Raw genomic sequence first — 23,034 nt, 5'->3', positions numbered from 1 at the left:
AGTTTGCGATGAAAAAACTAATAATCGCCGCCGTTTTGGCTGGCATCAGCGTTTCCGCCTCCGCAGCCGAAACTATCCGTTTCGCTACCGAAGCCTCCTATCCTCCGTTTGAATTTATTGACGCCGGCAACAAGATTCAGGGTTTTGATGTCGATCTGGCCAACGCGCTGTGCAAAGAAATGCAGGCCGAGTGCACCTTCACCAACCAGGCGTTCGACAGCCTGATCCCGAGCCTGAAGTTCAAGCGTTTCGATGCGGTGATGGCCGGTATGGACATTACGCCGGAGCGTGAGAAGCAGGTGCTGTTCACCAAGCCTTACTACGATAACTCGGCGCTGTTCATCGCGCAGAAAGGCAAAATCGCCGACGTGGCGGCGCTGAAAGGCAAAAAAGTGGGGGTGCAAAACGGCACCACCCACCAGAAATACCTGACCGACAAGCACCCGGAAATCACCACCGTGCCTTACGACAGCTACCAGAACGCCATTTTGGATCTGAAGAACGGCCGCGTTGATGCGGTGTTCGGCGATACGGCAGTGGTCAACGAGTGGCTGAAGCAGAATGACGCGCTAGCGGCAGTGGGCGCTAAAGTGACCGACAAAGATTACTTCGGCACCGGCCTTGGCATCGCGGTGCGCCAGAAGAACACCGATCTGCAGGGCAAGTTCAACGCCGCTCTGGACAAGATCAAGCAGGATGGGACCTATGAAACCATCTACAAAAAATGGTTCCAGCAGTAATACGCCCAAATGAATGAATTACAACCTTTAGCAAGCGCCGCCGGCATGACCGTCGGCCTTGCCGTTTGCGCCCTGATCCTCGGGCTGATTCTGGCGATGCTGTTCGCCGTATGGGAATCGTCCCGCTGGAAAGCGGTCAGCTGGCTCGGCACCGCCTGGGTGACCGTGTTGCGCGGCCTGCCGGAAATCCTGGTGGTGCTGTTTATCTATTTCGGCTCGTCGCAGCTGCTGCTGATGCTCTCCGACGGCTTTACCCTCAACCTCGGTCTGTTCCAGCTGCCGATTCAGTTGGCGATCGACAATTTCGAAGTCAGCCCGTTCCTGTGCGGGGTGATCGCTCTGGCCCTGCTCTATTCCGCCTACGCCTCGCAGACGCTGCGCGGCGCGCTCAAAGCGGTACCGCAGGGGCAATGGGAATCCGGCCAGGCGCTGGGGCTCGGTAAGGCGGCGATCTTCTTCCGCCTGATCATGCCGCAGATGTGGCGCCACGCCCTGCCCGGCCTCGGCAATCAGTGGCTGGTGCTGCTGAAAGACACCGCGCTGGTGTCACTGATCAGCGTGAACGATCTGATGCTGCAAACCAAGAGCATCGCCACCCGCACCCAGGAGCCTTTTACCTGGTATGTGATCGCGGCGGCCATCTACCTGCTGGTGACGCTGTTCAGCCAATACGTCATCAAACGCATTGAGCTGCGCGCCACGCGCTTTGAGCGGGGGCCGGTCTGATGTTTGAATACTTGCCGGAAATCCTCAAGGGGTTGCACACCAGCCTGACACTGACCGTCGCCGCGTTGATCGTCGCGCTGGCGCTGTCGCTGCTGCTGACGGTGATCCTGACGCTGAAAACGCCGATCCTGACGCCGCTGGTCAAAGCCTATGTAACGCTGTTCACCGGCACGCCGCTGCTGGTGCAGATCTTCCTGATCTACTACGGCCCCGGGCAGTTTCCGGCGATCCGCGACTACCCGTGGCTGTGGAACTTGCTGTCGCAGCCCTGGCTGTGCGCGATGATTGCGCTGGCGCTGAATAGCGCGGCCTATACCACGCAGCTGTTCTACGGCGCGGTGCGCGCCATTCCCGCCGGGCAGTGGCAGTCGTGCGAGGCGCTGGGCATGTCGCGCCGGCAGACCTTGCGCATTCTGTTGCCGTTCGCCTTCAAACGCGCGCTGTCGTCTTACTCCAACGAAGTGGTGCTGGTGTTCAAAAGCACCTCGCTGGCTTACACCATCACGCTGATGGAAGTGATGGGCTACAGTCAGCTGATGTACGGCCGCACCTACGACGTGATGGTGTTCGGCGCCGCCGGCTTGGTGTACCTGTGCGTCAACGGCCTGCTGACGCTGCTGATGCGCCTGGTGGAACGCCGCGCGCTGGCGTTTGAGCGCCGTAACTGAGGCCACCTCCCCCCCTAAGCCCCGCTACTGAGCGGGGCTTTTTTTATCCCCATGGCAATATTTAATCATTTATATTGCATTTTAATTCACTCAATGGCAGGGTTATCAGCAGACGCACATGTAAAAACCTCTGGCGATTACCAGTAAAAACAAACGATAGCGAATAATCACTTTCAGGATCCAGACAGGAGCTATACGCATGAAAAAACTGCTGCTTGCCGCGACGATGTTGGCCGGGATGACCTTTAACGCCACCGCGGCCGAAACCATCCGCTTCGCCGCCTCCGCCACCTACCCGCCGTTCGAATCGCTGGACGCCAATAACCAGATCGTCGGTTTCGATATCGATCTGGCCAACGCGTTGTGCAAACAGATGCAGGCGCAGTGCACCTTCACCAACCAGGCGTTCGACAGCCTGATCGCCGCGCTGAAATTCAAGAAATACGATGCGGTGATTTCCGGCATGGATATCACGCCGGAGCGCAGCAAACAGGTCGCCTTCACCCAGCCTTACTACGCCAACTCGGCGATCGTGATCGCGCAAAAAGGCAAGTTCAGCTCGCTGGCGGATCTGAAAGGCAAAAAGCTCGGCATGGAAAACGGCACCACCCACCAGAAATACATGCAGGACAAGCACCCGGAGATTAACACCGTCTCTTACGACAGCTACCAGAACGCCATTCTGGAGCTGAAAAACGGCCGCATCGACGGCGTGTTCGGCGACACCGCCGTGGTGAACGAGTGGCTGAAAACCAATCCGCAGCTGGCGCCGGTCGGCGAACACATCACCGATGCGCAGTACTTCGGCACCGGTCTCGGCATCGCGGTGCGCCCGGACAACCAGGCGCTGCTGGCCAAGCTGAACGCCGCGCTGGACGCCATCAAGGCCGACGGCACCTATAAGGCCATCAACGACAAGTGGTTCCCGCAGTAAGCATAAGGCCCGGTTAGCCGGGCCTTATGTTTTATAAACGCCGCACCAGCAGCGTCAGCACTTCGTAGTGCGCGGTATGCGGGAACATGTCGAACAGCTGCACCCGTTCGATGCGGTAGCCCGGCAACATCTCGATATCTTTCGCCATGCTCTCGGCGTTGCAGCTGGAATAGAGAATATATTCCGGCGCCATCCGGCTCAAATAATCGCACAGTGCCTGGCCGATGCCGCGCCGCGGCGGGTTGACCAGCACCAGCTGCGGCACCTGGCCTTCGGCGGTGGCGAAGCGGGTGGAATCGAGGGCCTGAAAATCAACGTGCTGCAACCCCAACCGCTGCGCCGATTGGCGCGCGCAGGCGATCGCTTCCGCGCTGATTTCGATGCCGGTCAGGCGCGTTTGCGGCTGCGCGCAGTGCAAGCCGAAACCGCCGACGCCGCAAAACAGATCCCACATGCTGTCGATGCCCAGTGCGCGCACCCAGTCGCGGGCGGTGGCATAGAGCTCGGCGGCCACCTGCGGGTTGGTCTGGAAGAAACTTTGCGGACGGATGAACAGCGGCACCTGATTGAACTGTTCCTCCAGCGCCTGCTGTTCGGTCAGCGCAATCTCGCGCTCCCCTTCCATGATCGCCATATGCACCGGCTGAATATTGGCGGAGATCACCTTGAGCTGCGGCAACTGCTGCTGCAGCCACGGCAGCGCGGCGCGCAGCTGCGCCAGTTTGGTTTCCGAGCGCAACACGAAGCGCAGCATCACGCCGCCGTCTAACGTGCTTTCGGTCAACAACAGGTATTTCAGCTCGCCGCGTTTACGCGCCACGTTATACGGCGTCAGGCCCGCCCGGGCGATAAAGCTTTTCAGTATCGCAAACATCGGCGCAAAGCCGGCGGGGTACAGCGGGCAGTCGCTCAGATCGACCGGCGTGCCGTCGCGGTGCAGCATGCCGAGCAGCGGGCGCTCTACGCTGCCGCTGACCACCATCTTGGCCTTATTGCGAAATGCGCTCAGCTCCCCCGCCGCCGGCTGCAGCCACTGCGCGACGTCGCGCCCGGCCAGCAGCGATTGCAGGTGATGCTGTTTGTCGGCCAGTTGCTGCGGATAGGGCTTTTCCAGCCACTGACAGGAACGGCAGGTGCCCGCCGTATACAAAGCGCAATGCATGAAGGTTACCGTGAAGTTCAGGATGACGAATTAAGGGCGCAGAGTTTACCACTCTGCGCGCCTAAAATCTCACTTGCGCGCGGCGAAGAAGCGGCGGCTGGCGGCAGGAACGAACAGCAGCGCCAGGATCACCACGTCGGGGATTTTTTGCAGGATCAGAACGTGCAGGATTTGGCCGCTGGTTTCCCCTTCCACGGTGAATACCTCGGGGAAGACGCTGCCGATGGTGGCCAACAACAGGTAAAGCACCACGATGCACTGGCAGGCCACATAAGCCCAGCGCCCCCAGTTGCGACCGCGCATCACCGCAAAACCGCAGCTGATTTGCAGGCACAGCAGCATCAGACCGGCCAGAAAGATAAAGGTGGAATCCCACGCCTGCGCGCTGGTGTTGACGAACTCCTGCGCGCCATCGACACCCAGTTCGCCCAACAACAGCACCACGCTGATGCACTTGATCGCGACCATGGCGGTACCCGCCACCATCACCGGCACCGGCGCATCTGCAGTCGATCTCATTCCCTGCCCGCTTTTCAGCATGTCTGACATATCCGTGTTCCGCTACGACGCGCCACCAATACAGGTGGCGCATGTAAAGTCAGGTAGTTAGTTGCAATACTTATTGATTGCAAAAATAGCAGGTTTGTTACGATTCAGCTACGGGCCGCCCGCTGCAATTCGCGCGATCGTTGTTTTTCCGAGCGCGCCATAAACCACCAGGCGATCAGGCCGATAATGCCCACCACCAGCAGGATCAAACTGGCCAACGCGTTAATTTCCGGGTTCACCCCCATGCGCACGCTGGAGAACACCAGCATCGGCAGCGTGGTGGCGCCCGGGCCGGAGACGAAGCTGGCGATCACCAGGTCATCCAGCGACAGGGTGAACGCCAGCATCCAGCCGGAGATCAGCGCCGGCGCGATCATCGGCAAGGTGATGACGAAGAACACCTTCAGCGGCGTCGCCCCCAGATCCATCGCCGCCTCTTCAATTGAACGATCCACCTCGCGCAAGCGCGAGCTGATGACCACCGCTACGTAAGCGGTACAGAAGGTGACATGCGCCAGCCAGATGGTGAACATGCCGCGTTCCGACGGCCAACCGAAAGCGTGCCCCATCGCCACGAACAGCAGCAGCAGCGACAGGCCGGTGATCACGTCCGGCATGACCAGCGGCGCGGTCAGCATAAACGCGAAGCCGGTTGAACCGCGAAAGCGGCCGAAACGCACCATCACCACGGCGGCGATAGCGCCCAATACCACCGCAGCGGTGGCGGAAGCGGCGGCGATGGTCAGGCTAAGCCCCACCGCGCTAATCATCGCCGAATCGTGGAACAGTTCGGTATACCAGCGCGTGGACCAGCCGGCCCACACCGTCACCAGCTTGGAGCTGTTAAAAGAGTAGATCACCAACATCAGCATCGGCGCATACAGGAAGGTAAAGCCGATCGTCAGGATGGCGATGCGCCACGGTGAACGCACTACCGGCAAGTTGTTCATTCCTGCCCCCCCATTTCCTTGTTCTGATGCTTGTGGAACCACAAAATTGGCACGATCAGCAGCACCAGCATGACGGTGGCGACCGCCGAGGCCACCGGCCAGTCGCGGTTATTGAAGAACTCCTGCCACAGCACGCGGCCGATCATGATGCTGTCTGGCCCGCCGAGCAGTTCCGGGATCACGAACTCGCCCACCGCCGGAATGAACACCAGCATCGAACCGGCGATGATGCCGCCGCGCGTCAGCGGCACGATCACGCTGAAGAAGGTTTTCAGCGGCCGGGCGCCCAGATCCAGCGATGCCTCTACCAGCGAGTAATCCAGCCGGATCAACGCCGTGTAGATCGGCAACACCATAAACGGCAGGTAGGAATAGACAATGCCGATATACACCGCCAGATTGGTGTGCAGGATCACCAGCGGCTGATCGATCACCCCTAACCACATCAGGAAGTTATTCAGCGTGCCGTTGTTTTTCAGAATGCCCATCCAGGCGTAAACGCGGATCAGGAACGAGGTCCAGGAAGGCAGGATCACCAGCAGCAGCAGAATATTGCGGGTCGAGGCCTTGCTGTGGGCCACCGCCCAGGCCAGCGGATAGCCGATGATCAGGCAGCACAGCGTCGAGACCGCCGCCACGCGCAGCGACTGCAGGTAGGCGTCGATATACAGCGGATCGTCGGTCAGCTGCAGGTAGTTGGCGAAGTTAAGCGCGATGTTCAGCTTGCCGTCCGCCCAGCTCAGCAGCTCGGTGTAGGGCGGCACCGCCAGCGCCAGATCCGCCAGGCTGATCTTGAACACGATCAGGAACGGCAGCATAAACAGCAGCGTCAGCCATAAATACGGCAGTGCGATCACCAGCTTGCGGCCGTGGGCCATCAGCAGGCGGTGGAACAGCGCCTTGAGGCCGCCGGGCGTTTTGGCCGGCGGTTCCGGCGTGCGTTCAGAAAGCAGGGTCATACGGGTTACTCCTCACCGGCTCCACTACACCGTCAACACTACGCAGCTGTCGGTTTCCCAACACAAACGCACTTCATCGCCCCAGGTAGGCATCCCTTTGCGAAAACGGTGGCCGTTTTGCAGCTGGGCGCTGATGATCTGGCCGCTGTGCAATTTCACGTGGTAGATGGACAGATCGCCCAGGTAAGAAATGTGCGCCACTTCCCCCACTGCGAAGTTGCAGCCGTCTTCCGGCACCTGTTCGCACAGCAGGATCTTTTCCGGCCGCAGCGCCACCTGGATCGGCACGCCGTCCACCACCGAAGCGTCCGGATCGACCTTGATCGCATGGCGCAACCCGGGGCTTTGCAGGATCAGCGCGTCGTCGTGGCGCTCCAGCAGCACACAGTCGAAGACGTTGACCGAGCCGATGAATTCGGCGCTGAAGCGGCTGTTCGGATGCTCGTAGATCTCTTCCGGCTCACCGATCTGCACGAACTTGCCGCGGTTCATGATGGCGATGCGCCCCGCCATGGTCATCGCCTCCTCCTGATCGTGGGTTACCATCACGCAGGTCACGCCGACGCGCTCCAGAATGTCGGTCACTTCCAGCTGCATGCGATCGCGCAGCTTCTTGTCCAATGCGCCCATCGGCTCATCCAGCAACAGCAGCTTCGGCCGCTTGGCCAGGCTGCGCGCCAGCGCCACCCGCTGCCGCTGGCCGCCGGAAAGCTGGTGCGGCTTGCGTTTGGCGTACTCTTGCATGTGTACCAGCGCCAGCATTTCCGCCACCCGCTCGGCGATCTCCGCCCGCGGCATTTTGTCCTGCTTCAGGCCGAAGGCGATGTTCTGCTCCACCGTCATGTGCGGGAACAGCGCATAGGATTGGAACATCATGTTGATCGGCCGCTGGTACGGCGGCACATGCGACATATCCTGCCCGTCGAGCACGATCTGCCCTTCCGACGGCTGCTCAAAGCCGGCCAGCATGCGCAGCAAAGTGGACTTGCCGCAGCCGGACGGGCCGAGCAACGCAAAGATCTCGCCTTTATAGATGGTGAGGCTGACGTCTTCGACCGCGTTCTGCCCGTCGAACGTTTTGGTGAGGTTACGAATTTCCAGCAGAGGGGTGAAAACCTTCTGCGACTTGGTTTGAGGACGAGGAATGGCGTCGTTCAATCGGGGTGCTCTCCGGCGTAAAGCGCTACAACACCACGGCGCGCGCCGTGGCCCAAAACGGCGATGCAGGCGGGGGGTGCCCGCCTGCCGGTTTACCGATATTCAGGGGATATCCCCCATCATCACTTCCCGCTTTTAACTTTAGTCCATGCGCGGGTAATGACACGATCCAGCTTCGGCGACTGCACGTTGAGCGTGAACAGCTTGGCGCGGATGTCGGCCGGCGGATAGACGTTCGGGTTATCGCGCACTTCGGCGCTCACCAGCGGCGTCGCGTCCTTCACGGCGTTGGCGTAGTAAACATGGTTGCTGATGTCCGCCATCACGTCCGGTTTCAGCAGGAAGTTCAGGAACTGATAGGCGGCGTCCTTGTTCTTGGCGTCCGCCGGCATGGCGAACATGTCAAAATAGGTCAATGCGCCCTCTTTCGGGATTGCGTAGGCGACGTTCACGCCGTTTTTCGCCTCTTTGGCACGGTTGGCCGCCTGCATCACGTCGCCGGACCAGCCAATGGCCACGCAGATGTCGCCGTTCGCCAGATCGTTGATGTACTGCGAAGAGTGGAAATAGCGAATGTTAGGCCGCAGCTTCAGCAGCAGATCGTTGGCCGCGCCGGTGTAGTCCGCCGCGTTGGTGCTGTTGGGATCCTTGCCCAGGTAATGCAGCACCGTGGCGTAGACCTCGCTCGGCGCATCGAGGAAGGAAACGCCGCAGCTCTTGAGCTTCTCGAGGTTTTCCGGCTTGAAGATCAGATCCCAACTGTTGACCGGCGCGTCTTTGCCCAGCGCCGCTTTCACCTTATCGACGTTATAGCCGATGCCGGTGGTCACCATCATGTACGGAATACCGTATTTGTTGTCTTTGTCGTTATGCGCCACCAGCTTCAGCATCTCGGGATCGAGATTTTTGTAGTTGGGGATCTTGCTCTTGTCGAGCGGCTCGAAGATGCCGGCCTGCGACTGACGCTCGAGGAAGTTGGATGAAGGGACGACCAAATCGTAACCGGTGCTGCCCGCCATGAGTTTGCCTTCCAACACTTCGTTGGAGTCAAAGACGTCGTACACCACCTTGATACCGGTTTCCTTTTGGAATTTGGCCAGGGTATCCGGCGCGATATAGTCGGACCAGTTATACACGTGCAGCGTTTTCTCTTCGGCTGACGCCGTGACGGACGCGGCCATCAGCAGGCCGGCAACCACACCCGATAACCACTTTTTACGTTGGGTGACCATCCGTAACTTCCTCCAAAACAGGGTGAATCATAGAATTGAACTTGTATCTGCAGCGATACAAAACCTTTCCTGATTGAGCGCAATCGTTGCAACCGCGAACTGAATGGCTATGCATATGATTGCATACGCCTTTTTGCACTGCCCTGCTCGCGTGGTCACAAGGGAAATCGCAAGCCCTTAGCAGAATCAGCAGCATAGCCGCTGCGGCCTGAACCCGCCAGCCCCTGGAGGAAAAAACGCCTTTTATCGATTTTTTATGCAGTTTTTCTCTATGTGATACGCCATTAGCGGCGTAAACGGCGAGAAAGATCGGGCGGCAAAGGCCAAAGTGCAGAATATCTTATTGCGGAGGGAAATAACGGCAGCATGCCGCCGGAAACAGCGGCATGCTTAATGTACGGCGAGGATCAGTGCAGCATCGGCTGGCGCACGGCGCCAGCGGGGATCTCTTCTTCGTCTCCCATAAACAGCAGATCGTTCGCCCGTGCTTCGAGGATCACCATCGAGACCTGCTCTTCGCCCTGCTGCATGAAGTGGGTGAACTGCTCGTAGGTGACGCCGACCGCCACGCTCAGCGACTGGCAGACGATCAGCTTCGGCAGGTTGTCGTCCTGAATGTCGACAAACGCCTTGATAGTGAGCGAACTGGCGTTGATCTGGCTCAGATCCGCCACCAGCGGGATCAGCGCGGTCGGCTTCACCTCGGCCAACGCGGAGAACAGAATGACGTTGTCCACCAGATCAATCTTGGCGTCGAACACGCCGTCGAAGTTCTGCATGTGCGGCAGGTGCAGCGCCTGGCAGGAATCGCACTCAAAGAAAGAAATGCCCGACTGATCCAGCCAGCGCCGCAACAGCGCCAAATCGGGGACAATGAGTGAATCCATATAGCCAGCCTCACAATATTCAAAACGTGAAAAGGCGCATAGCTTACGGAATATTCACCCGATACGCCACGATCAATGCGGCTTAATTCACTATTTCAGATATTGCACGGCGGGAAAAGCGCGCCGCTCACCCCGTCAACCGCCCGATTTCAGGCGGAATCCCGGCCGACCGCGCTGCTCGATGTAGTCGATCATCATGCCGGCGATGTCCAGCCCGGTGGTGGTTTCTACCCCTTCCAGCCCCGGTGAAGCATTGACCTCCATCACCAGCGGGCCGCGCTCGGCGCGCAGGATATCCACCCCGGCGACGTCCAGCCCCAACGTGCTCGCCGCTTTGACCGCGATCGCCCGCTCCCTGGCGGTGATGGTCACTTTGCGCGCGGTGCCGCCGCGGTGCAGGTTGGAACGAAATTCGCCCGGCTTGGCCTGGCGCTCAATGGCGGCCACCACCCGGCCGCCCACCACCAGGCAGCGCACGTCGCGCCCCTGCGCCTCGCGCACGTACTCCTGCACCAGAATGTGGGCATTCAGCCCGCGAAAGGCGTCGATCACGCTTTCCGCCGCCTGCCGGGTTTCCGCCAGCACCACCCCGATGCCCTGCGTGCCTTCCACCAGCTTGACCACCAGCGGCGCGCCGCCGACCAGCTCAATGAGATCGCCGGTATCGTCCGGTGAATGGGCGAAGCCGGTGATCGGCAGATCGATGCCCTGCCGCGCCAGCAACTGCAGCGAGCGCAATTTGTCGCGGGCGCGGGTAATGGCTACGGATTCGTTTAACGGATAGCTGCCGAGCAGCTCGAACTGGCGCAGCACTGCGGTGCCGTAAAAGGTGATGGCGGAGCCGATGCGCGGGATCACCGCGTCATAGCGTTCCAGCTGGCGGCCGCGGTAGTGGATGGTCGGCGCCGCCGGATTGATGTTCATATAACAGGAGAGCGGATCGATGATATCGATGCTGTGCCCGCGATCTTCCGCCGCTTCACGCAGCCGCTTGCATGAGTACAGCGTTCCGTCGCGAGAAAGAATGGCAATTTTCACTCGTCACTCCAAAAAGGCCAACGCCTGCCCCGCAGGCGGGTTAGCGGCCGCGGCGTTCAGGCGCGCGGATCGCTGTCCTGATGTTTTTTCGATGCGTCCGTATCATGCGGCCTGCGGCGATCGTTTTCCGGCGGCAGGCCGCCGCGCATCAGTGGCCCGAAGCCCTGCACCACGCGCCATACCAGAAACGCCGCCGCCGGCACCATCAGCGCCACGCCGAGGAAAATCATGCCGACCGCCGCCTGCTGCGACGCCAGCCAGCCCGGCAACTGCAGGTGGCCATGAATGCTGAGGTAGGCCAGCACCAACATCACGATGCCCAGCCCTTCCAACACCAGCACCGGACGCGGTAAGTCTCCGAATGAACGCATATTTTTCTTCTCCAGAAGGTCTGCCCCCAGTGTAGTGAATTCCCGTCAACGGCGACAGCCCCGGTGGACTAATTGGTTACATGAATCAGATTAACAGGTAATTCCTGCTTTTTTTTCATGGCTTCAACGGGCATAGTAGGCGCCATCTGATGCGGGTAATGACTTTTTCGGTGACGGGATGTCGTTGCGATCGCGAATAATTTATTGAAAATCCAATCTAAGGAGCGTTGCATGTTTGCAGTAATCTTCGGGCGTCCTGGCTGTCCTTATTGTGTCCGCGCTAAAGAGCTGGCGGAAAAACTGACTGAAGAACGCGACGATTTCAACTTCCGTTACGTTGACATCCACGCGGAAGGCATCACTAAGGCCGATCTGGAAAAAACCGTCGGCAAACCGGTTGAAACCGTGCCGCAGATCTTCCTGGATGAGAAGCACATCGGCGGTTGCACCGATTTCGAAGCTTACGCGAAAGAACACCTGAACCTGTTCCAGTAAGTTCTTGAACGACGAAAAAGGCGCTTAACGCGCCTTTTTTTATTGCCGCTGCCGCCGGTGCAGCTGTTGCAGCGCCTGCAACAGACCGAGGGCGAACAGCATCAGCATCGCGCCAAACACGCACCAGAACACCGCGCTGGTGGCGTAAGCCAGCTCCTGCCAGAACGAAGAGGACGGCGTCAGCCAGAAGTGGCGGATCACCAGGCACAGTGGCAATGCATACAGCGCGCCCAGCAGCGGGCAAAGCAGCCGCTTGCGGCTCGACAGATAGCTGGCGATCGCACCGGGGACAACGAACAGCAGCAGGCCGGTTTCGCCGTGGTGCTCATGATCCGTGCTGCCGAACAGGCCGGTTTGCTGGCCGAGAAACACCAGGCTGAACAACAGAAAACAGCTGAGAATGCCCAGCCAATATCTATAACTCGTCATGCGAATTCTCCCCCGCCCAATTACTGCATCAATAGAAATCAGTCCGGTCACCCGTGCGGTGACGCTGAACCGAATTTTTTCCTTGGTCAAAAGAGAGTTAAATGCGCACGGCGGCGCAGGAAATCAGCTTTCTGTGCTGGCTGTCATCGGTCATAGCGTCTAGAATGAACGCCGCCGAACGATGGTTCGCTTCGCCTTACGCTGGTGGTGATTTATGACGTCGTTTTAAGGCTGAATTTATCTCTTATAGTTATCTATATCAAGCACTTACTGGTAAACAATAAGTTATCCTCCGTGAACATAAACGTCGCTAGTTTGTTAAACGGTAACTACATTCTGTTACTGTTCGTGGTACTCGCACTGGGGCTGTGCCTCGGTAAACTCCGTCTGGGCTCCGTCCAACTCGGTAATTCCATTGGCGTTTTGGTGGTTTCGCTGCTGCTCGGCCAGCAACACTTCGCCATTAACACCGAGGCGCTGAATCTCGGCTTCATGCTGTTTATTTTCTGCGTCGGCGTGGAAGCCGGGCCCAACTTTTTCTCGATTTTCTTCCGCGACGGTAAAAATTACCTGATGCTGGCGCTGGTGATGGTCGGCTCGGCGATGGTGATCGCCATCGGTCTCGGCAAGCTATTCCACTGGGACATCGGCCTGACCGCCGGCATGTTGGCCGGATCGATGACCTCGACCCCAGTGCTGGTGGGCGCCGGCGATACGCTGCGCAACACCATCGTCAACGGCCCGGCGCTGCTGGCGGCGCAGGATCATCTGAGCCTCGGCTATGCCCTCACCTACCTGATCGGTCTGGTCAGCCTGATCTTCGGCGCGCGTTATCTGCCGAAGCTGCAGCACCAGGATCTGTCCACCTCCGCCCAACAGATCGCCCGCGAGCGCGGCCTGGACACAGACAGCCAACGCAAGGTCTACCTGCCGGTGATCCGCGCCTACCGCGTCGGCCCCGAGCTGGTGGCCTGGGCCGACGGCAAGAACCTGCGCGAGCTGGGCATCTATCGCCAGACCGGCTGCTACATCGAACGCATCCGCCGCAACGGCATTCTGGCCAACCCGGACGGCGACGCGGTGCTGCAGGTGGGCGATGAGATTTCGCTGGTCGGCTACCCGGACGCCCACGCGCGGCTGGACCCGAGCTTCCGCAACGGCAAGGAAGTGTTCGATCGCGATCTGCTCGACATGCGCATCGTCACCGAAGAGATCGTGGTGAAGAACAGCAACGCGGTGAACAAGCGCCTGAGCCAGCTGAAGCTGACCGACCACGGCTGCTTCCTCAACCGCGTGATCCGCAGCCAGATCGAAATGCCGATCGATGACAGCATCGTGCTCAACAAAGGCGACGTACTGCAGGTGAGCGGCGACGCGCGCCGGGTGAAGAGCGTGGCGGAGAAGATTGGCTTTATCTCGATCCACAGCCAGGTGACCGACCTGCTGGCGTTCTGCGCCTTCTTCATCATCGGCCTGCTGATCGGCCAGATCACCATTCAGTTCAGCAACTTCTCGTTCGGCATCGGCAACGCCGCCGGCCTGCTGATGTCCGGCATCATGCTCGGCTTCCTGCGCGCCAACCACCCGACCTTCGGCTACATTCCGCAGGGCGCGCTGAACATGGTGAAAGAGTTCGGCCTGATGGTGTTTATGGCGGGCGTGGGCCTGAGCGCCGGCGCGGGCATCGGCCACAGCCTGGGCGCGGTCGGCGGCCAGATGCTGATCGCCGGGCTGATCGTCAGCCTGGTGCCGGTGATTATCTGCTTCTTGTTCGGCGCCTACGTACTGCGCATGAATCGCGCCCTGCTGTTTGGCGCCATCATGGGTGCCCGCACCTGCGCGCCGGCGATGGAAATTATCAGCGATACCGCGCGCAGCAACATCCCGGCGTTGGGCTACGCCGGCACCTACGCCATCGCTAACGTGCTGTTAACGCTGGCGGGTTCACTCATCGTGGTGCTATGGCCGGGCATACTCGGCTGATCGATTAGCGGGAGAGATGGATCGGCGATAAAAATATTTTGATTTTTTTGTCGCCGGCCAGAACTTTCGTTTGGGGCCGCAGTCTGAATTAGTGCCACTGCTTTTCTTTGATGTCCCCATTTTGTGGAGCCCGATAATCCCGCCTTTTAGGTTCAAGATTATCGGGTTTTTTGTTGCCTGAAACAGCCCACATACCTGCTGTCGCTGCCTCGTCGTCAGGCATAAAGCATCCTGCCTCTGGGTGTCGCTTACGCCAGCATCCATTTTGATGTGCAGGTTTCAACATAGAAACGCTGCTTGTGGGTTCGCCACTGTTCAAAGAGATGGCGTCACAAACGATACTTAACAACAGCGCTCTCGTCGCTGTCGGCTACCTAGTGGGTTGATCTTAGCATCCCGCCACTTCGGGTTTGCCTATTGACTGACAGGAGCAGGCGGCCATTTCCCACCACGCTTAATTAGCTCGTCTTTGATGCGCTCAAGAGACGCTTTCGCCTCGCTGCCGTCCTGACTTCTATTAATCATCCGTTGCAGTTGATTGCCCATCGTCCAACCCGAGTTGCCTCTTATATCGCTATCGGCGCCTTTTTCTAATAGAAGAATGACGTGGTCATAGGAGTGATAATCTAAAGCATCGATGAGTAACGTATCACCCAGTGAATTTCTTATATTTATATCAGCGCCATGCTCCAACATGACCTCTAATGTCTCTGTGTTTTTTGCAAAGATGCTATTAAATATAATGGGTTGATTATGAACCTTATCCCTAGCATTTGGAGAAAGTCCGCCCTCTAACATAGCCTGTATCCAGATGCCTTTATCCGCTTTCATAACAAATTCAGCTGGGCTACCTGGCGTGTTGGGTTGAGGCTGTAAAGGATCTGCGCCGGCCTTTACCAAATCAGTGATAATTTTAAGCCTTTCAGGTGTGGTTTTGTCATAGATGGCATTGTTTATTGCCCAGAACAATAAGGTCATTTCTTCCTTAGAAGGACGATTTAAGATCTCTTTGTTTACTGATGACAACAGTTTATCCAACTGCGGCCTATCACCATCATAAATGGCTTTGGCGATGTCCAGCAGCGTTCCTTCAAAGTAATCCTGTGGTTGTAGATCCATATCTTGTTTGCATCCCTGCATCACAAAAATCGACAGCACCACGGTGATAATCAGAATAATGTGCTTCATGCCCATACCCACCCACGTCAAACCCCTGTCATTTCACCCAACTGAGAGTCGACTAATTCACAATATTTATCTTCTCTTTAATTTTAATTAATTTTTTTATATAAGAATTATTTTTGTCTCCCTTGGCTATTTCCGCAGAAATCAAAGAAAGGAAGCTATCATTAAAATCATCTTTGGCTAATGGGTTAGCTCCATGAGCCAAAAGAACCTCAATGTGTTCTGGGCAACTATTATACAACGCATTAATTAATGGCGTTCTGTTCATAGCGCCTTTGATATTAACATCAGCTTTGTAAGCTATTAGGGCACTCAATGTCTCTGTGTTAACAGCTTGAAAACTTTTGAAAATTATTGGCTGATTGTTTATTTCATCCCTTGCATTAGGCGATAGTCCGCCTTCAAGCATAGCCTGTATCCAGACGCCTTTATCCGCTTTCATGACATACTCAGCGGGGCTACTTCTCCCTTCCGGCCTTGGCTGCAATGGGTCTGCTCCCGCCTTGACCAGATCCGTAATGATCTTGAGCCGCTCTGGCGTGTTCTTGTCAAAGATAGCGTTATTGATCGCCCAGAATAGCAACGTCATATCCGCCTTAGCCGGCCGATTTAACGTTTCTTTGCTTACCGTCGGTAAAACCTTGTCCAGCTTTTGCCTGTCACCCTCGTAGATGATGGTGGCGATGTCCAGCTGCGTCCCTTCAAAGTAATCTTGTGGTTGTAGATCCATACCTTGTTTGCACCCCTGCATGATGAGCGTAGACACTACCATCGTGATAATGAGTATGATTTTTTTCATATTCTTCCCTTGATTGTGGCAATGTCATCGTCTTTTTCATTTTCAATGCATTGTATCGCTTGGTCTATACCGTGCTTATCCAGCAGTGAACCTGTTCCACCGGGAAGCGTGTGTTTTACTCCCACTGCGTCAGGCGCCAACATGGACAGCCGTTCTTTCGCCATCACCGCAGGCGGATAAAATTTGAGGTCTTTGGCATCCTCCCACAAATCAACCTCCTGCAGCTTGGTCAACAGTTCCCCTTTTACGCGATACGCCTGAATATTATCGGCGCTGCCTATTATCGAGCCGCCGTATTTTTTTACGGTTCCCGCATTCAGGCCTGCTGCATTAAACGTCCATGCGGGTTTACCGCTGGCCATAGAGGCCGCAGATGCCATGCCTCCACCCAGCGAATGACCAGATATCCCAACATCGCCTTTAATTGTTTTACCGATATTAACCGCTTTTTTGTAGTATTCCGAATTAAACCCCAACCCCTGAGCGCCGTTATTTGACCAGTCACTCAGGTTTTTAATCCCTGACAAATCGCCGTTCAATAACGCTTTCTGGGCAGCCTTGCTTATTCCCTCCGGAAACTCGGGCGCACGCGATCCGCGGAACACTACCGTCGGATTCATCGCTTTACCAAAGACCCTCTCATCTGGCTGATAAACCCGAGCCAGAAAGCCCGGTGTATCCTCATCGTCATAGAGCATATCTTTGCTTAAACCGAGTTTACCCAGCGCCCCATCATTGTTACTGATATCCTTCCAGCCTTCGGGGATATCGATCGTGTCCTTGAGCGGGTTAGTGGTCTTGTAAACATTCTCAGCCAGTTTCGCCTTTTCGACGGCAACGTTGTTCTCCGCCAGGCGCTGTGCCGCCATGCGCGCATCCGGATAAATGCTGCGGTTGCCTCGCCCTATCAGATACTGGCGTTCTTGCCAGCGTTCTGCCTTGGTCATCGGACGGATAGCCTGCACCGTGGCGGCAACGGTTGCCATTGCGGTCGCGATGGCTTGTTGCAGCGGGGGATTGCGGGTCGTATTCTGCCTCGCCGGTAGCACCGTCGGTTTTGCCCGGTGGCCATAGCGGCTGACCATTTCTTCATAGCGGGCTATCACGCGCCCGGTAGGATAAAAGGCGGGAAGAGAGCTGCCTGGATAGCGCTGTAATCGGCCTTCCGCATCGACGTAAAAGGCATATTTCGTCGGCGTCCAGGCGCCCATTCCCTCATCAATCGCCAGTAAGCCGCCCCGGTTGATATCATCGAGAACGCTGCGCTTCACCGCCGCATCCTCACGATAACCGGTGACGCCAATACCGGATTGAGTATTGCGGGTAATCGGATACCGGCTGCTTATCGATATGCCGGCCGCGCCGCCGAACAGATAATGCCGTTCCAGCTCATGTCGCGCTGCTGTCGGGTTGAGTATCCGGCAAAAGCTTTCCGGCGCCGAGTGTTCAGAGGAGAAATGAATCAGTTTCATACGGTGCCTGCCCACTCGCAGGGTTCCGTAGCCGGCACCGGCGCCCCCTCATTGCGCAACTCGGCAGGTGTGCAGTTGTTACAGTGCTCGTCGAGCGTTAGCAAACGATAACGCATTGGATATCCTTATCTTCTGTGTCACTCCTGAATAGGGTATGGGCAAAATTATCACAATTCAGTAAAGATTTCTTTGCTCTATTTCTATACGCACGCATCCTCTCCCATCCGTGCAGCGGCGTGCTTCCAGCGCCCTTGTGAAGAGGTATTCACTTGCGTATTTAGTTGTCAGGTCGCGGCTAAAAACCACGTCCGAAAGCAATCAGTCGAGTGTCAACGATGCGGGAATGATAAGGAGACAGGAAGGAGAAAGGCTCCGCCAACCGGGGATGGTTAGCGGAGCGGCGTCAGCGGCGTCAGGCGGCGGTTATTTCTGCTCGGCCTGGCTTACGGTGTCTTCCGCTTTCCAGATGCGGTATTTCACTTCCGCGTCTTTCGGCGCATACACCACGATCGGCAGGCGGCTGTTGTAGCGCTGCATCGCGGCGTCGCCCAGGTTAGCGGCGATGAATTTCTTGGTCTTGGTGTTATCCGGGCAGGCCATCATGGTCGAGGCCGGCTCGGAAAGCTTCTCCAGCACCAGGTAGTCGTAGCCCCAGCCAGACAACGTTTTGGTCTCCAGGGTGCCGCCAATCATATGGCGGTTGCAGTCCACTTCCAGCGTCTTGCCGATCAGCAGCTCGACCTTATAGTTCTCTTCGTGCTCTTGCTTCGGCAGGTAGATCACCTGGCGGTTCATGCCTTTCTCGGCTTTCGGGTAAGGCGCGACCTTTTCCAGCGGCTGTTTGCTGATATCCGCATCATCGCCAGAGGTAGCCGCCATGGCGCTGGCGGAAACGGCCATCAGCAGGCCGGAAAATACAACGGATGCCTTGTTCATGTTTATCCCTACACTTTTTGTCAAATAATCCGCCTATAAACTAATACACTACCGCCAAGCTCGCCACAGGTTTAATCTTCTTTACAATAGGCGATAAATAGTGACAATCGCCTGGTATCGTCGATTATCTGGAGCAATGGCTCAGTGTGTCTTCAGTTGGGCGATATAGGCCTTCACCACCTGATAGACGTAATCCTGGCACGCCAGCCCGGTTTGCGGATCGTATTTGCCCTGATTGGTGATGTTGTTGGACAACACGCGAATGCCGACGAACGGCACCTTGAACTCGGCGGCTATCTGCGCAGCGGAGGCGGTCTCCATCTCTTCGACCGACGTCCGGTAGCTGTCATGGAAATAGCGAATGCGATCCAGCTCGCTGTTCCACACGTCGGCCGAACCGATCACCCCTTCCACTACTTTGCCCTGTCGGTAATCGCTCTTAACGCTTTGCGCAATCGCCAGCAGTTTGGGGTCGGCGGGAAACTGACGCAGGCTGTGCGCCTTTTGGTCCTCACCGGCGCTGCCCTTGGAAGCCAACAGATCCATCGGCTGCCACTGCCGCGAGTCGCTGCCTTCCCCCAACGCCTTGACCGGCGTTTTGAACGCCCCAAGATTGACCGAATATTTGCCCAGCACGATGTCATACACCTTAAGGGCCGGATCGTGACCGCCGGCAGTGCCCTGGTTGATGATCGCCACCGGATGGAACTGCGTGGCGGCGATCGCCGTGGCCGCCGCCGCATTGGACATGCCCTTCAGGGTCTCCGACACCACCACCGGGTAGCCGTCTACGGTGCCGTGCCAAAAGCGCCAGCCGCCGATCTGCTCCTCACGCGGGTTCTCCAGCCGCTGGGCGAAACGTTCCGCTTCCACTGGCATTGCGCCCTGCACCACGATCGGCCCGGTGGCCGCAGGTTGGCCAAAGCTCAGCGGAGAAAAGGCCGCACCGGCGGCCGCCAACAGTAAGACACGCGCTTTATTCTTCATCACCACACTCTCATCCTGAAAAAGCAAACGATTACCTTAGCCGAAGGCGGTAGCGTCGGATAGGGTTTTCTTACCGGCGGACTAAGGTTTTCTTAAGACAGAATTATTACAGTGGCGTCATTCAATCCTGTCACCGAGCCTGCGCGTGAATCCAGAATCGTCATTAAATCAATCCTCAACGGCACCGCAAATTAAGACAACCGCCCTTTACTCCCTGCCGACATCCTTTTACCGTTGGCAGGCTTTTGGCCTGCTGCTCAGCGGCCTGGTGTTCCTGTGGCTCTCCCGCAACGAACAGCTGGACTGGGCGATCAGCAACTATTGGTTCGATGCCGCCAGCGGGCATTTCCCGTGGCAAAACAATTATTGGCTGGATCTGATCAACCACCGTCTGTTGAAGCAGATTGTGATTGTTGGGGCGGTGCTGACGCTGTTTTGGGGTATCTATCGCCGCAGCGCGCGCCTGATCGTGACCATGCTGCTTATCGGCATCGGTCCTCTGGTGGTGGGTATTCTCAAGGCCACCAGCGCGCACTCCTGCCCGTGGGATCTGATCGAATACGGCGGTAAGGCGATGTCCTTCCCGCTGTTTGGCGCGCAGCCGGCGCTGCCAGGCCCCGGCCGCTGTTTCCCCGGCGGGCACGCCTCGAGCGGTTTCGCGATCATGGCGTTGTTTTTCCTGTTTTATCCGCAACGTCCGCGCCTGGCATGGTGGTGCTGGTGCGGCGGCATTGCGCTCGGCATGTTGATGGGCTTTGGCCAGATCATGCGCGGCGCACATTTTCTTACCCATAACCTGTGGGCAGGTTGGTGGGTTTGGTTAAGCCAGTTGGCTATTTATTGGACGGTTAGCGGCTATTGGCGCCGCAAGACGAGGTAACGGTTATGGAACAGTTGAACCATTTTCTTTTCGCCTGGATCAATGCGACCCCGGCGTCTCCTGAATGGATGATCGATTTCGCCACCTTTTTGGCGCGCGACCTGATCATCATCGTGCCGCTGCTGATCGTCGGCCTGTGGCTGTGGGGGCCGCAAAGCCAGCTGGTATCGCAACGCCAGGTGGTGGCGAAAACCACTATCGCGCTGCTGTTCGCCATGCTCGCCGCCGCCACCATCGGTGCGCTGCTGCCGCATGAGCGTCCGTTCGTCGCCGGCGTCGGCTATACCTTCCTGCCGCACGCACCGGACAGCTCGTTCCCGAGCGATCACGGCACCGCCATCTTTACCTTTGCGCTGGCGTTCCTGTTCTGGCACCGCGTCTGGTCCGGCGTGCTGCTGATGATCGTCGCCGCCGGCATCGCCTGGTCGCGCGTTTACCTCGGCGTGCACTGGCCGCTGGATATGGTCGGCGGTTTCCTGCTCGGCATGGTCGGCTGCTTGTTTGCCCAACTGGTGTGGAATCTGTTCGGCGATGTCATCGCCGACAAGCTGTCGCGCCTGTATCGTTTCCTGTTCGCCTTCGCCATTCGCCGCGGCTGGGTAAAAGAGTAATCGCACAACATGACAGGGGTATTACTGCCCCTGTCTCTTTCACACCACGCCGGTGGTCACGCAGAACGCCCGCGTTTTTCCCGCTCCCAGCATCACCCCCGCCTCTCCTTCCGGCGCATTCGGGCGACAGTTCGCCGGCTGGATAAAGGAGAGCAACTGCCGGTTGCCCTGAACGGCGATGCGTCGAAGACCATAGTTGAATTGCCCGGTGGCGAAGCGCGTCACATAGCGCCGGCCTTGCGGCGCCAGCATGAAGAACTCGGCCTGATCCACGTAGCGCGACAGATCGTCGGAGCACAGCAGCTCCCGCCCGAGCGCATCGCCCAACAGAGCCGGCGTCGGCAGATTCTGGCGGAACACCGCATCGGGAATGCAATCGTAATTGAGGCGGCACACATACTGCAGCGGCTGCGGCCGATCGGCCAGGTTGGTGACCTGCATCTCAATGGTGAACTGCGCACTCTGCGCCGCTAAACGCAACGCCGGGCTAATGCGCCAGCATGCGCCCGGCCGCTCCCCCTCGCCGCGCAGCGTCAGCTCGTCGCCCGCCAGCTGCAGCCACACGCGTTGCATCTGGAGCGGCGCACCGTCCTGATGAGGCCAGGCGGGGCAGAACGCGGCGGTATCATCGCGTTTTCTTCCACCGCCCCGCACGCTGCGCCGGCCCGACTTCAGCGAGTAGCCGTCAAACTCGGCGTCCCAGATCGCCAGGCCTTGATAGGGCAAGACCGTCAGCGCGCCACGGCGATTCGCCAATGTCAGCGTCGGCCCACGAGCAGTACAGCGTTGCGCGCTCACCGCGAAGTCCGCATTGCGGAACAGTTCCTGCCGCTGTGTTCCGAAAGCTTCAGGAGCCAGATCGATATTGATCTTCATCTTTTTTCCCTCAACGTTTCGCCCGCTCAGACCGCGAGCACACCTGAAATGTTATTTTAATAACAAACAACCCGCCTTTAAGTTATACGCATAACAGCCTGATAGCGACGATCGGGTCGACATTTTTGAAACATCGCTAGGTTTATCGACATCGGAATGTTATTATTTTCACATGTTTCATCCAGCTTACTGTCTTAACCTCACTAAGGAATCGCGATGACCACCGAAAACATCGATTACGCCAGCTACGTTGACCACACCCTGCTGGCAATGGACGCTACCGAACTGCAGATCGCCAAACTGTGCGAAGAAGCGCAGCAGCACAACTTCTATGCGGTATGCGTCAACTCCGGCTACGTGCCGCTGGCAGCCCAGCTGCTGCAAGAAAGCACCGTAAAAGTCTGCTCGGTGATCGGTTTCCCGCTGGGTGCCGGCCTGACCGTCGCCAAAGCCTTTGAAGCCAAAGCGGCGATCGCCGCCGGCGCACAAGAGATCGACATGGTGATCAACGTCGGCTGGCTGAAGAGCGGCCTGCTGGACGAAGTGAAAGCCGACATCGCCGCCGTGCGCGAGGTTTGCGCGGCGATCCCGTTGAAGGTAATATTGGAGACTTGCCTGCTCAGCGATGCGCAGATCGTCCAGGTTTGTGAAATGTGTCGCGAACTCGATGTGGCCTTCGTTAAAACCTCCACCGGCTTCAGCACCGGCGGCGCTCGGGAAGAGCACGTCAAACTGATGCGCGAGACTGTGGGCAGCGAAATGGGCGTGAAAGCCTCCGGCGCCGTGCGCGATCGCGCTACCGCCGAGAAGATGATCAAAGCCGGCGCCACGCGTATCGGCACCAGCTCCGGCGTCGCCATCGTCTCCGGCGCTCAGGCGGCGGCAGGCAGCTACTGATCGTCGGCGCGCCTTGACGGGCGCAGCCTATACCATTCGATGCGGGACAATACGGGCGGCTGACGCGGCCCGATATTGGCCCGCATTGTTGTGTTCAACGCCGGAAACGG

The 23,034-nt window shown here is 57.8% G+C and carries 26 protein-coding genes; 9 read left to right on the top strand and 17 right to left on the bottom strand.

The window, feature by feature from the left end; genetic code table 11:
- The first annotated feature begins 8 nt into the window (after nt 1-8).
- The 4 genes from artJ (GKN89_RS09500) (at nt 9) to artJ (GKN89_RS09485) (ending at nt 3,068) form a co-directional block, all read left to right on the top strand.
- Nucleotides 9-740 (top strand): arginine ABC transporter substrate-binding protein, encoded by a 732-nt coding sequence (artJ, locus tag GKN89_RS09500; RefSeq protein WP_004928409.1) that lies wholly within the window; start codon nt 9-11, stop codon nt 738-740.
- A gap of 9 nt (nt 741-749) precedes the next feature.
- Entirely contained in the window at nt 750-1,466 is a 717-nt protein-coding gene (artQ, locus tag GKN89_RS09495; protein WP_025159684.1) for an arginine ABC transporter permease ArtQ, read from the top strand.
- Complete coding sequence (gene artM / locus GKN89_RS09490; RefSeq protein ID WP_019454577.1) at nt 1,466-2,134, top strand: arginine ABC transporter permease ArtM; 669 nt, start codon at nt 1,466-1,468, stop codon at nt 2,132-2,134. The genes artQ and artM overlap by 1 nt, the downstream gene beginning before the upstream one ends.
- A 199-nt stretch (nt 2,135-2,333) precedes the next feature.
- Nucleotides 2,334-3,068, top strand: a complete 735-nt coding sequence (artJ, locus tag GKN89_RS09485) for an arginine ABC transporter substrate-binding protein (RefSeq protein WP_015377297.1) — start codon at nt 2,334-2,336, stop codon at nt 3,066-3,068.
- 31 nt (nt 3,069-3,099) lie between these two features.
- On the opposite strand, the gene rlmC is transcribed toward artJ (GKN89_RS09485), so the two are convergent.
- The 9 genes from rlmC to GKN89_RS09440 form a co-directional block, all read right to left on the bottom strand.
- Nucleotides 3,100-4,230 (bottom strand): 23S rRNA (uracil(747)-C(5))-methyltransferase RlmC, encoded by a 1,131-nt coding sequence (rlmC, locus tag GKN89_RS09480; protein ID WP_154746854.1) that lies wholly within the window; start codon nt 4,228-4,230, stop codon nt 3,100-3,102.
- Nucleotides 4,231-4,299: 69 nt separating this feature from the next.
- Nucleotides 4,300-4,779, bottom strand: a complete 480-nt coding sequence (locus GKN89_RS09475) for a YbjO family protein (RefSeq protein WP_025159686.1) — start codon at nt 4,777-4,779, stop codon at nt 4,300-4,302.
- 104 nt (nt 4,780-4,883) lie between these two features.
- Nucleotides 4,884-5,729: a putrescine ABC transporter permease PotI gene (gene potI / locus GKN89_RS09470; protein WP_019454580.1), complete on the bottom strand. Its 846-nt coding sequence runs from the start codon at nt 5,727-5,729 to the stop codon at nt 4,884-4,886.
- Entirely contained in the window at nt 5,726-6,688 is a 963-nt protein-coding gene (gene potH / locus GKN89_RS09465; protein WP_019454581.1) for a putrescine ABC transporter permease PotH, read from the bottom strand. Before potH ends, potI begins: the two co-directional genes overlap by 4 nt.
- Nucleotides 6,689-6,712: 24 nt before the next feature.
- Nucleotides 6,713-7,846, bottom strand: coding sequence for a putrescine ABC transporter ATP-binding subunit PotG (gene potG, locus GKN89_RS09460; RefSeq protein WP_019454582.1), 1,134 nt, complete (start codon nt 7,844-7,846; stop codon nt 6,713-6,715).
- 122 nt (nt 7,847-7,968) lie between these two features.
- Complete coding sequence (gene potF, locus GKN89_RS09455) at nt 7,969-9,078, bottom strand: spermidine/putrescine ABC transporter substrate-binding protein PotF (protein WP_019454583.1); 1,110 nt, start codon at nt 9,076-9,078, stop codon at nt 7,969-7,971.
- Between the two features lie 407 nt (nt 9,079-9,485).
- On the bottom strand, nt 9,486-9,965 hold the full coding sequence (locus GKN89_RS09450; RefSeq protein WP_019454584.1) for a YbjN domain-containing protein: 480 nt from the start codon (nt 9,963-9,965) through the stop codon (nt 9,486-9,488).
- A 135-nt stretch (nt 9,966-10,100) separates the two neighbouring features.
- Nucleotides 10,101-11,003, bottom strand: a complete 903-nt coding sequence (gene rimK / locus GKN89_RS09445; RefSeq protein ID WP_063919107.1) for a 30S ribosomal protein S6--L-glutamate ligase — start codon at nt 11,001-11,003, stop codon at nt 10,101-10,103.
- Between the two features lie 56 nt (nt 11,004-11,059).
- Nucleotides 11,060-11,374, bottom strand: coding sequence for a YbjC family protein (locus GKN89_RS09440; protein ID WP_074054628.1), 315 nt, complete (start codon nt 11,372-11,374; stop codon nt 11,060-11,062).
- Nucleotides 11,375-11,605: 231 nt separating this feature from the next.
- Here GKN89_RS09440 and GKN89_RS09435 point away from each other — a divergent pair, with 231 nt between their 5' ends.
- The gene (locus GKN89_RS09435; protein ID WP_004938676.1) at nt 11,606-11,869 is read left to right on the top strand and encodes a GrxA family glutaredoxin; all 264 of its coding nucleotides are present in this window, start codon (nt 11,606-11,608) and stop codon (nt 11,867-11,869) included.
- A gap of 39 nt (nt 11,870-11,908) precedes the next feature.
- Here GKN89_RS09435 and GKN89_RS09430 read toward each other — a convergent pair whose 3' ends face one another.
- On the bottom strand, nt 11,909-12,298 hold the full coding sequence (locus tag GKN89_RS09430; protein WP_074054629.1) for an inner membrane protein YbjM: 390 nt from the start codon (nt 12,296-12,298) through the stop codon (nt 11,909-11,911).
- Nucleotides 12,299-12,592: 294 nt separating this feature from the next.
- On the opposite strand from GKN89_RS09430, the gene GKN89_RS09425 reads away from it, so the two are divergent.
- Nucleotides 12,593-14,281, top strand: coding sequence for an aspartate:alanine antiporter (locus GKN89_RS09425; RefSeq protein ID WP_004938680.1), 1,689 nt, complete (start codon nt 12,593-12,595; stop codon nt 14,279-14,281).
- Nucleotides 14,282-14,369: 88 nt separating this feature from the next.
- Here the strand turns inward: GKN89_RS09425 and GKN89_RS24465 are convergent, their stop codons facing one another.
- From GKN89_RS24465 to GKN89_RS09400, 6 genes are all read right to left on the bottom strand, one after another.
- A complete protein-coding gene (locus tag GKN89_RS24465) occupies nt 14,370-14,504 on the bottom strand; it encodes a hypothetical protein (protein WP_255428167.1) in 135 nt (44 codons plus the stop codon).
- A gap of 191 nt (nt 14,505-14,695) precedes the next feature.
- Nucleotides 14,696-15,469 carry an ankyrin repeat domain-containing protein gene (locus tag GKN89_RS09420; RefSeq protein WP_025159688.1) on the bottom strand — a complete coding sequence of 258 codons (774 nt, stop codon included), beginning with the start codon at nt 15,467-15,469 and terminating at the stop codon, nt 14,696-14,698.
- A gap of 52 nt (nt 15,470-15,521) precedes the next feature.
- Nucleotides 15,522-16,265 carry an ankyrin repeat domain-containing protein gene (locus GKN89_RS09415; protein ID WP_019454590.1) on the bottom strand — a complete coding sequence of 248 codons (744 nt, stop codon included), beginning with the start codon at nt 16,263-16,265 and terminating at the stop codon, nt 15,522-15,524.
- The gene (locus GKN89_RS09410) at nt 16,262-17,737 is read right to left on the bottom strand and encodes a phospholipase (RefSeq protein ID WP_154746853.1); all 1,476 of its coding nucleotides are present in this window, start codon (nt 17,735-17,737) and stop codon (nt 16,262-16,264) included. The genes GKN89_RS09415 and GKN89_RS09410 overlap by 4 nt, the downstream gene beginning before the upstream one ends.
- Nucleotides 17,738-18,160: 423 nt before the next feature.
- Complete coding sequence (gene eco, locus GKN89_RS09405) at nt 18,161-18,673, bottom strand: serine protease inhibitor ecotin (RefSeq protein ID WP_004938683.1); 513 nt, start codon at nt 18,671-18,673, stop codon at nt 18,161-18,163.
- Nucleotides 18,674-18,814: 141 nt separating this feature from the next.
- Entirely contained in the window at nt 18,815-19,660 is an 846-nt protein-coding gene (locus GKN89_RS09400) for a 5'-methylthioadenosine/S-adenosylhomocysteine nucleosidase (RefSeq protein ID WP_154747060.1), read from the bottom strand.
- A gap of 145 nt (nt 19,661-19,805) precedes the next feature.
- Here GKN89_RS09400 and GKN89_RS09395 point away from each other — a divergent pair, with 145 nt between their 5' ends.
- Nucleotides 19,806-20,540 (top strand): phosphatase PAP2 family protein, encoded by a 735-nt coding sequence (locus GKN89_RS09395; RefSeq protein WP_197667417.1) that lies wholly within the window; start codon nt 19,806-19,808, stop codon nt 20,538-20,540.
- A gap of 5 nt (nt 20,541-20,545) precedes the next feature.
- On the top strand, nt 20,546-21,151 hold the full coding sequence (gene ybjG, locus GKN89_RS09390) for an undecaprenyl-diphosphate phosphatase (RefSeq protein WP_025159691.1): 606 nt from the start codon (nt 20,546-20,548) through the stop codon (nt 21,149-21,151).
- Nucleotides 21,152-21,190: 39 nt separating this feature from the next.
- On the opposite strand, the gene GKN89_RS09385 is transcribed toward ybjG, so the two are convergent.
- Entirely contained in the window at nt 21,191-22,027 is an 837-nt protein-coding gene (locus tag GKN89_RS09385; RefSeq protein ID WP_019454595.1) for a hypothetical protein, read from the bottom strand.
- A 216-nt stretch (nt 22,028-22,243) separates the two neighbouring features.
- Here GKN89_RS09385 and deoC point away from each other — a divergent pair, with 216 nt between their 5' ends.
- Nucleotides 22,244-22,924, top strand: coding sequence for a deoxyribose-phosphate aldolase (deoC, locus tag GKN89_RS09380; RefSeq protein ID WP_019454596.1), 681 nt, complete (start codon nt 22,244-22,246; stop codon nt 22,922-22,924).
- The last annotated feature ends 110 nt before the right edge of the window (nt 22,925-23,034 follow it).

The sequence above is a fragment of the Serratia sp. YC16 genome (assembly GCF_009707615.1).
In the GTDB taxonomy this organism is placed as follows: domain Bacteria; phylum Pseudomonadota; class Gammaproteobacteria; order Enterobacterales; family Enterobacteriaceae; genus Serratia; species Serratia surfactantfaciens.
Note: the sequence above shows the minus strand (reverse complement) of the source record. Positions and strands in the feature narration are given on the sequence as shown.

Coding starts and splice junctions, on each gene's coding strand:
- artJ (WP_004928409.1), top strand. CDS start 9: ATGAAAAAACTAATAATCGCCGCCGTTTTGGCTGGCATCAGCGTTTCC.
- artQ (WP_025159684.1), top strand. CDS start 750: ATGAATGAATTACAACCTTTAGCAAGCGCCGCCGGCATGACCGTCGGC.
- artM (WP_019454577.1), top strand. CDS start 1,466: ATGTTTGAATACTTGCCGGAAATCCTCAAGGGGTTGCACACCAGCCTG.
- artJ (WP_015377297.1), top strand. CDS start 2,334: ATGAAAAAACTGCTGCTTGCCGCGACGATGTTGGCCGGGATGACCTTT.
- rlmC (WP_154746854.1), bottom strand. CDS start 4,230: ATGCATTGCGCTTTGTATACGGCGGGCACCTGCCGTTCCTGTCAGTGG.
- GKN89_RS09475 (WP_025159686.1), bottom strand. CDS start 4,779: ATGTCAGACATGCTGAAAAGCGGGCAGGGAATGAGATCGACTGCAGAT.
- potI (WP_019454580.1), bottom strand. CDS start 5,729: ATGAACAACTTGCCGGTAGTGCGTTCACCGTGGCGCATCGCCATCCTG.
- potH (WP_019454581.1), bottom strand. CDS start 6,688: ATGACCCTGCTTTCTGAACGCACGCCGGAACCGCCGGCCAAAACGCCC.
- potF (WP_019454583.1), bottom strand. CDS start 9,078: ATGGTCACCCAACGTAAAAAGTGGTTATCGGGTGTGGTTGCCGGCCTG.
- GKN89_RS09450 (WP_019454584.1), bottom strand. CDS start 9,965: ATGGATTCACTCATTGTCCCCGATTTGGCGCTGTTGCGGCGCTGGCTG.
- GKN89_RS09440 (WP_074054628.1), bottom strand. CDS start 11,374: ATGCGTTCATTCGGAGACTTACCGCGTCCGGTGCTGGTGTTGGAAGGG.
- GKN89_RS09435 (WP_004938676.1), top strand. CDS start 11,606: ATGTTTGCAGTAATCTTCGGGCGTCCTGGCTGTCCTTATTGTGTCCGC.
- GKN89_RS09430 (WP_074054629.1), bottom strand. CDS start 12,298: ATGACGAGTTATAGATATTGGCTGGGCATTCTCAGCTGTTTTCTGTTG.
- GKN89_RS24465 (WP_255428167.1), bottom strand. CDS start 14,504: ATGCCTGACGACGAGGCAGCGACAGCAGGTATGTGGGCTGTTTCAGGC.
- GKN89_RS09420 (WP_025159688.1), bottom strand. CDS start 15,469: ATGAAGCACATTATTCTGATTATCACCGTGGTGCTGTCGATTTTTGTG.
- GKN89_RS09415 (WP_019454590.1), bottom strand. CDS start 16,265: ATGAAAAAAATCATACTCATTATCACGATGGTAGTGTCTACGCTCATC.
- GKN89_RS09410 (WP_154746853.1), bottom strand. CDS start 17,737: ATGAAACTGATTCATTTCTCCTCTGAACACTCGGCGCCGGAAAGCTTT.
- eco (WP_004938683.1), bottom strand. CDS start 18,673: ATGAACAAGGCATCCGTTGTATTTTCCGGCCTGCTGATGGCCGTTTCC.
- GKN89_RS09400 (WP_154747060.1), bottom strand. CDS start 19,660: ATGAAGAATAAAGCGCGTGTCTTACTGTTGGCGGCCGCCGGTGCGGCC.
- ybjG (WP_025159691.1), top strand. CDS start 20,546: ATGGAACAGTTGAACCATTTTCTTTTCGCCTGGATCAATGCGACCCCG.
- GKN89_RS09385 (WP_019454595.1), bottom strand. CDS start 22,027: ATGAAGATCAATATCGATCTGGCTCCTGAAGCTTTCGGAACACAGCGG.
- deoC (WP_019454596.1), top strand. CDS start 22,244: ATGACCACCGAAAACATCGATTACGCCAGCTACGTTGACCACACCCTG.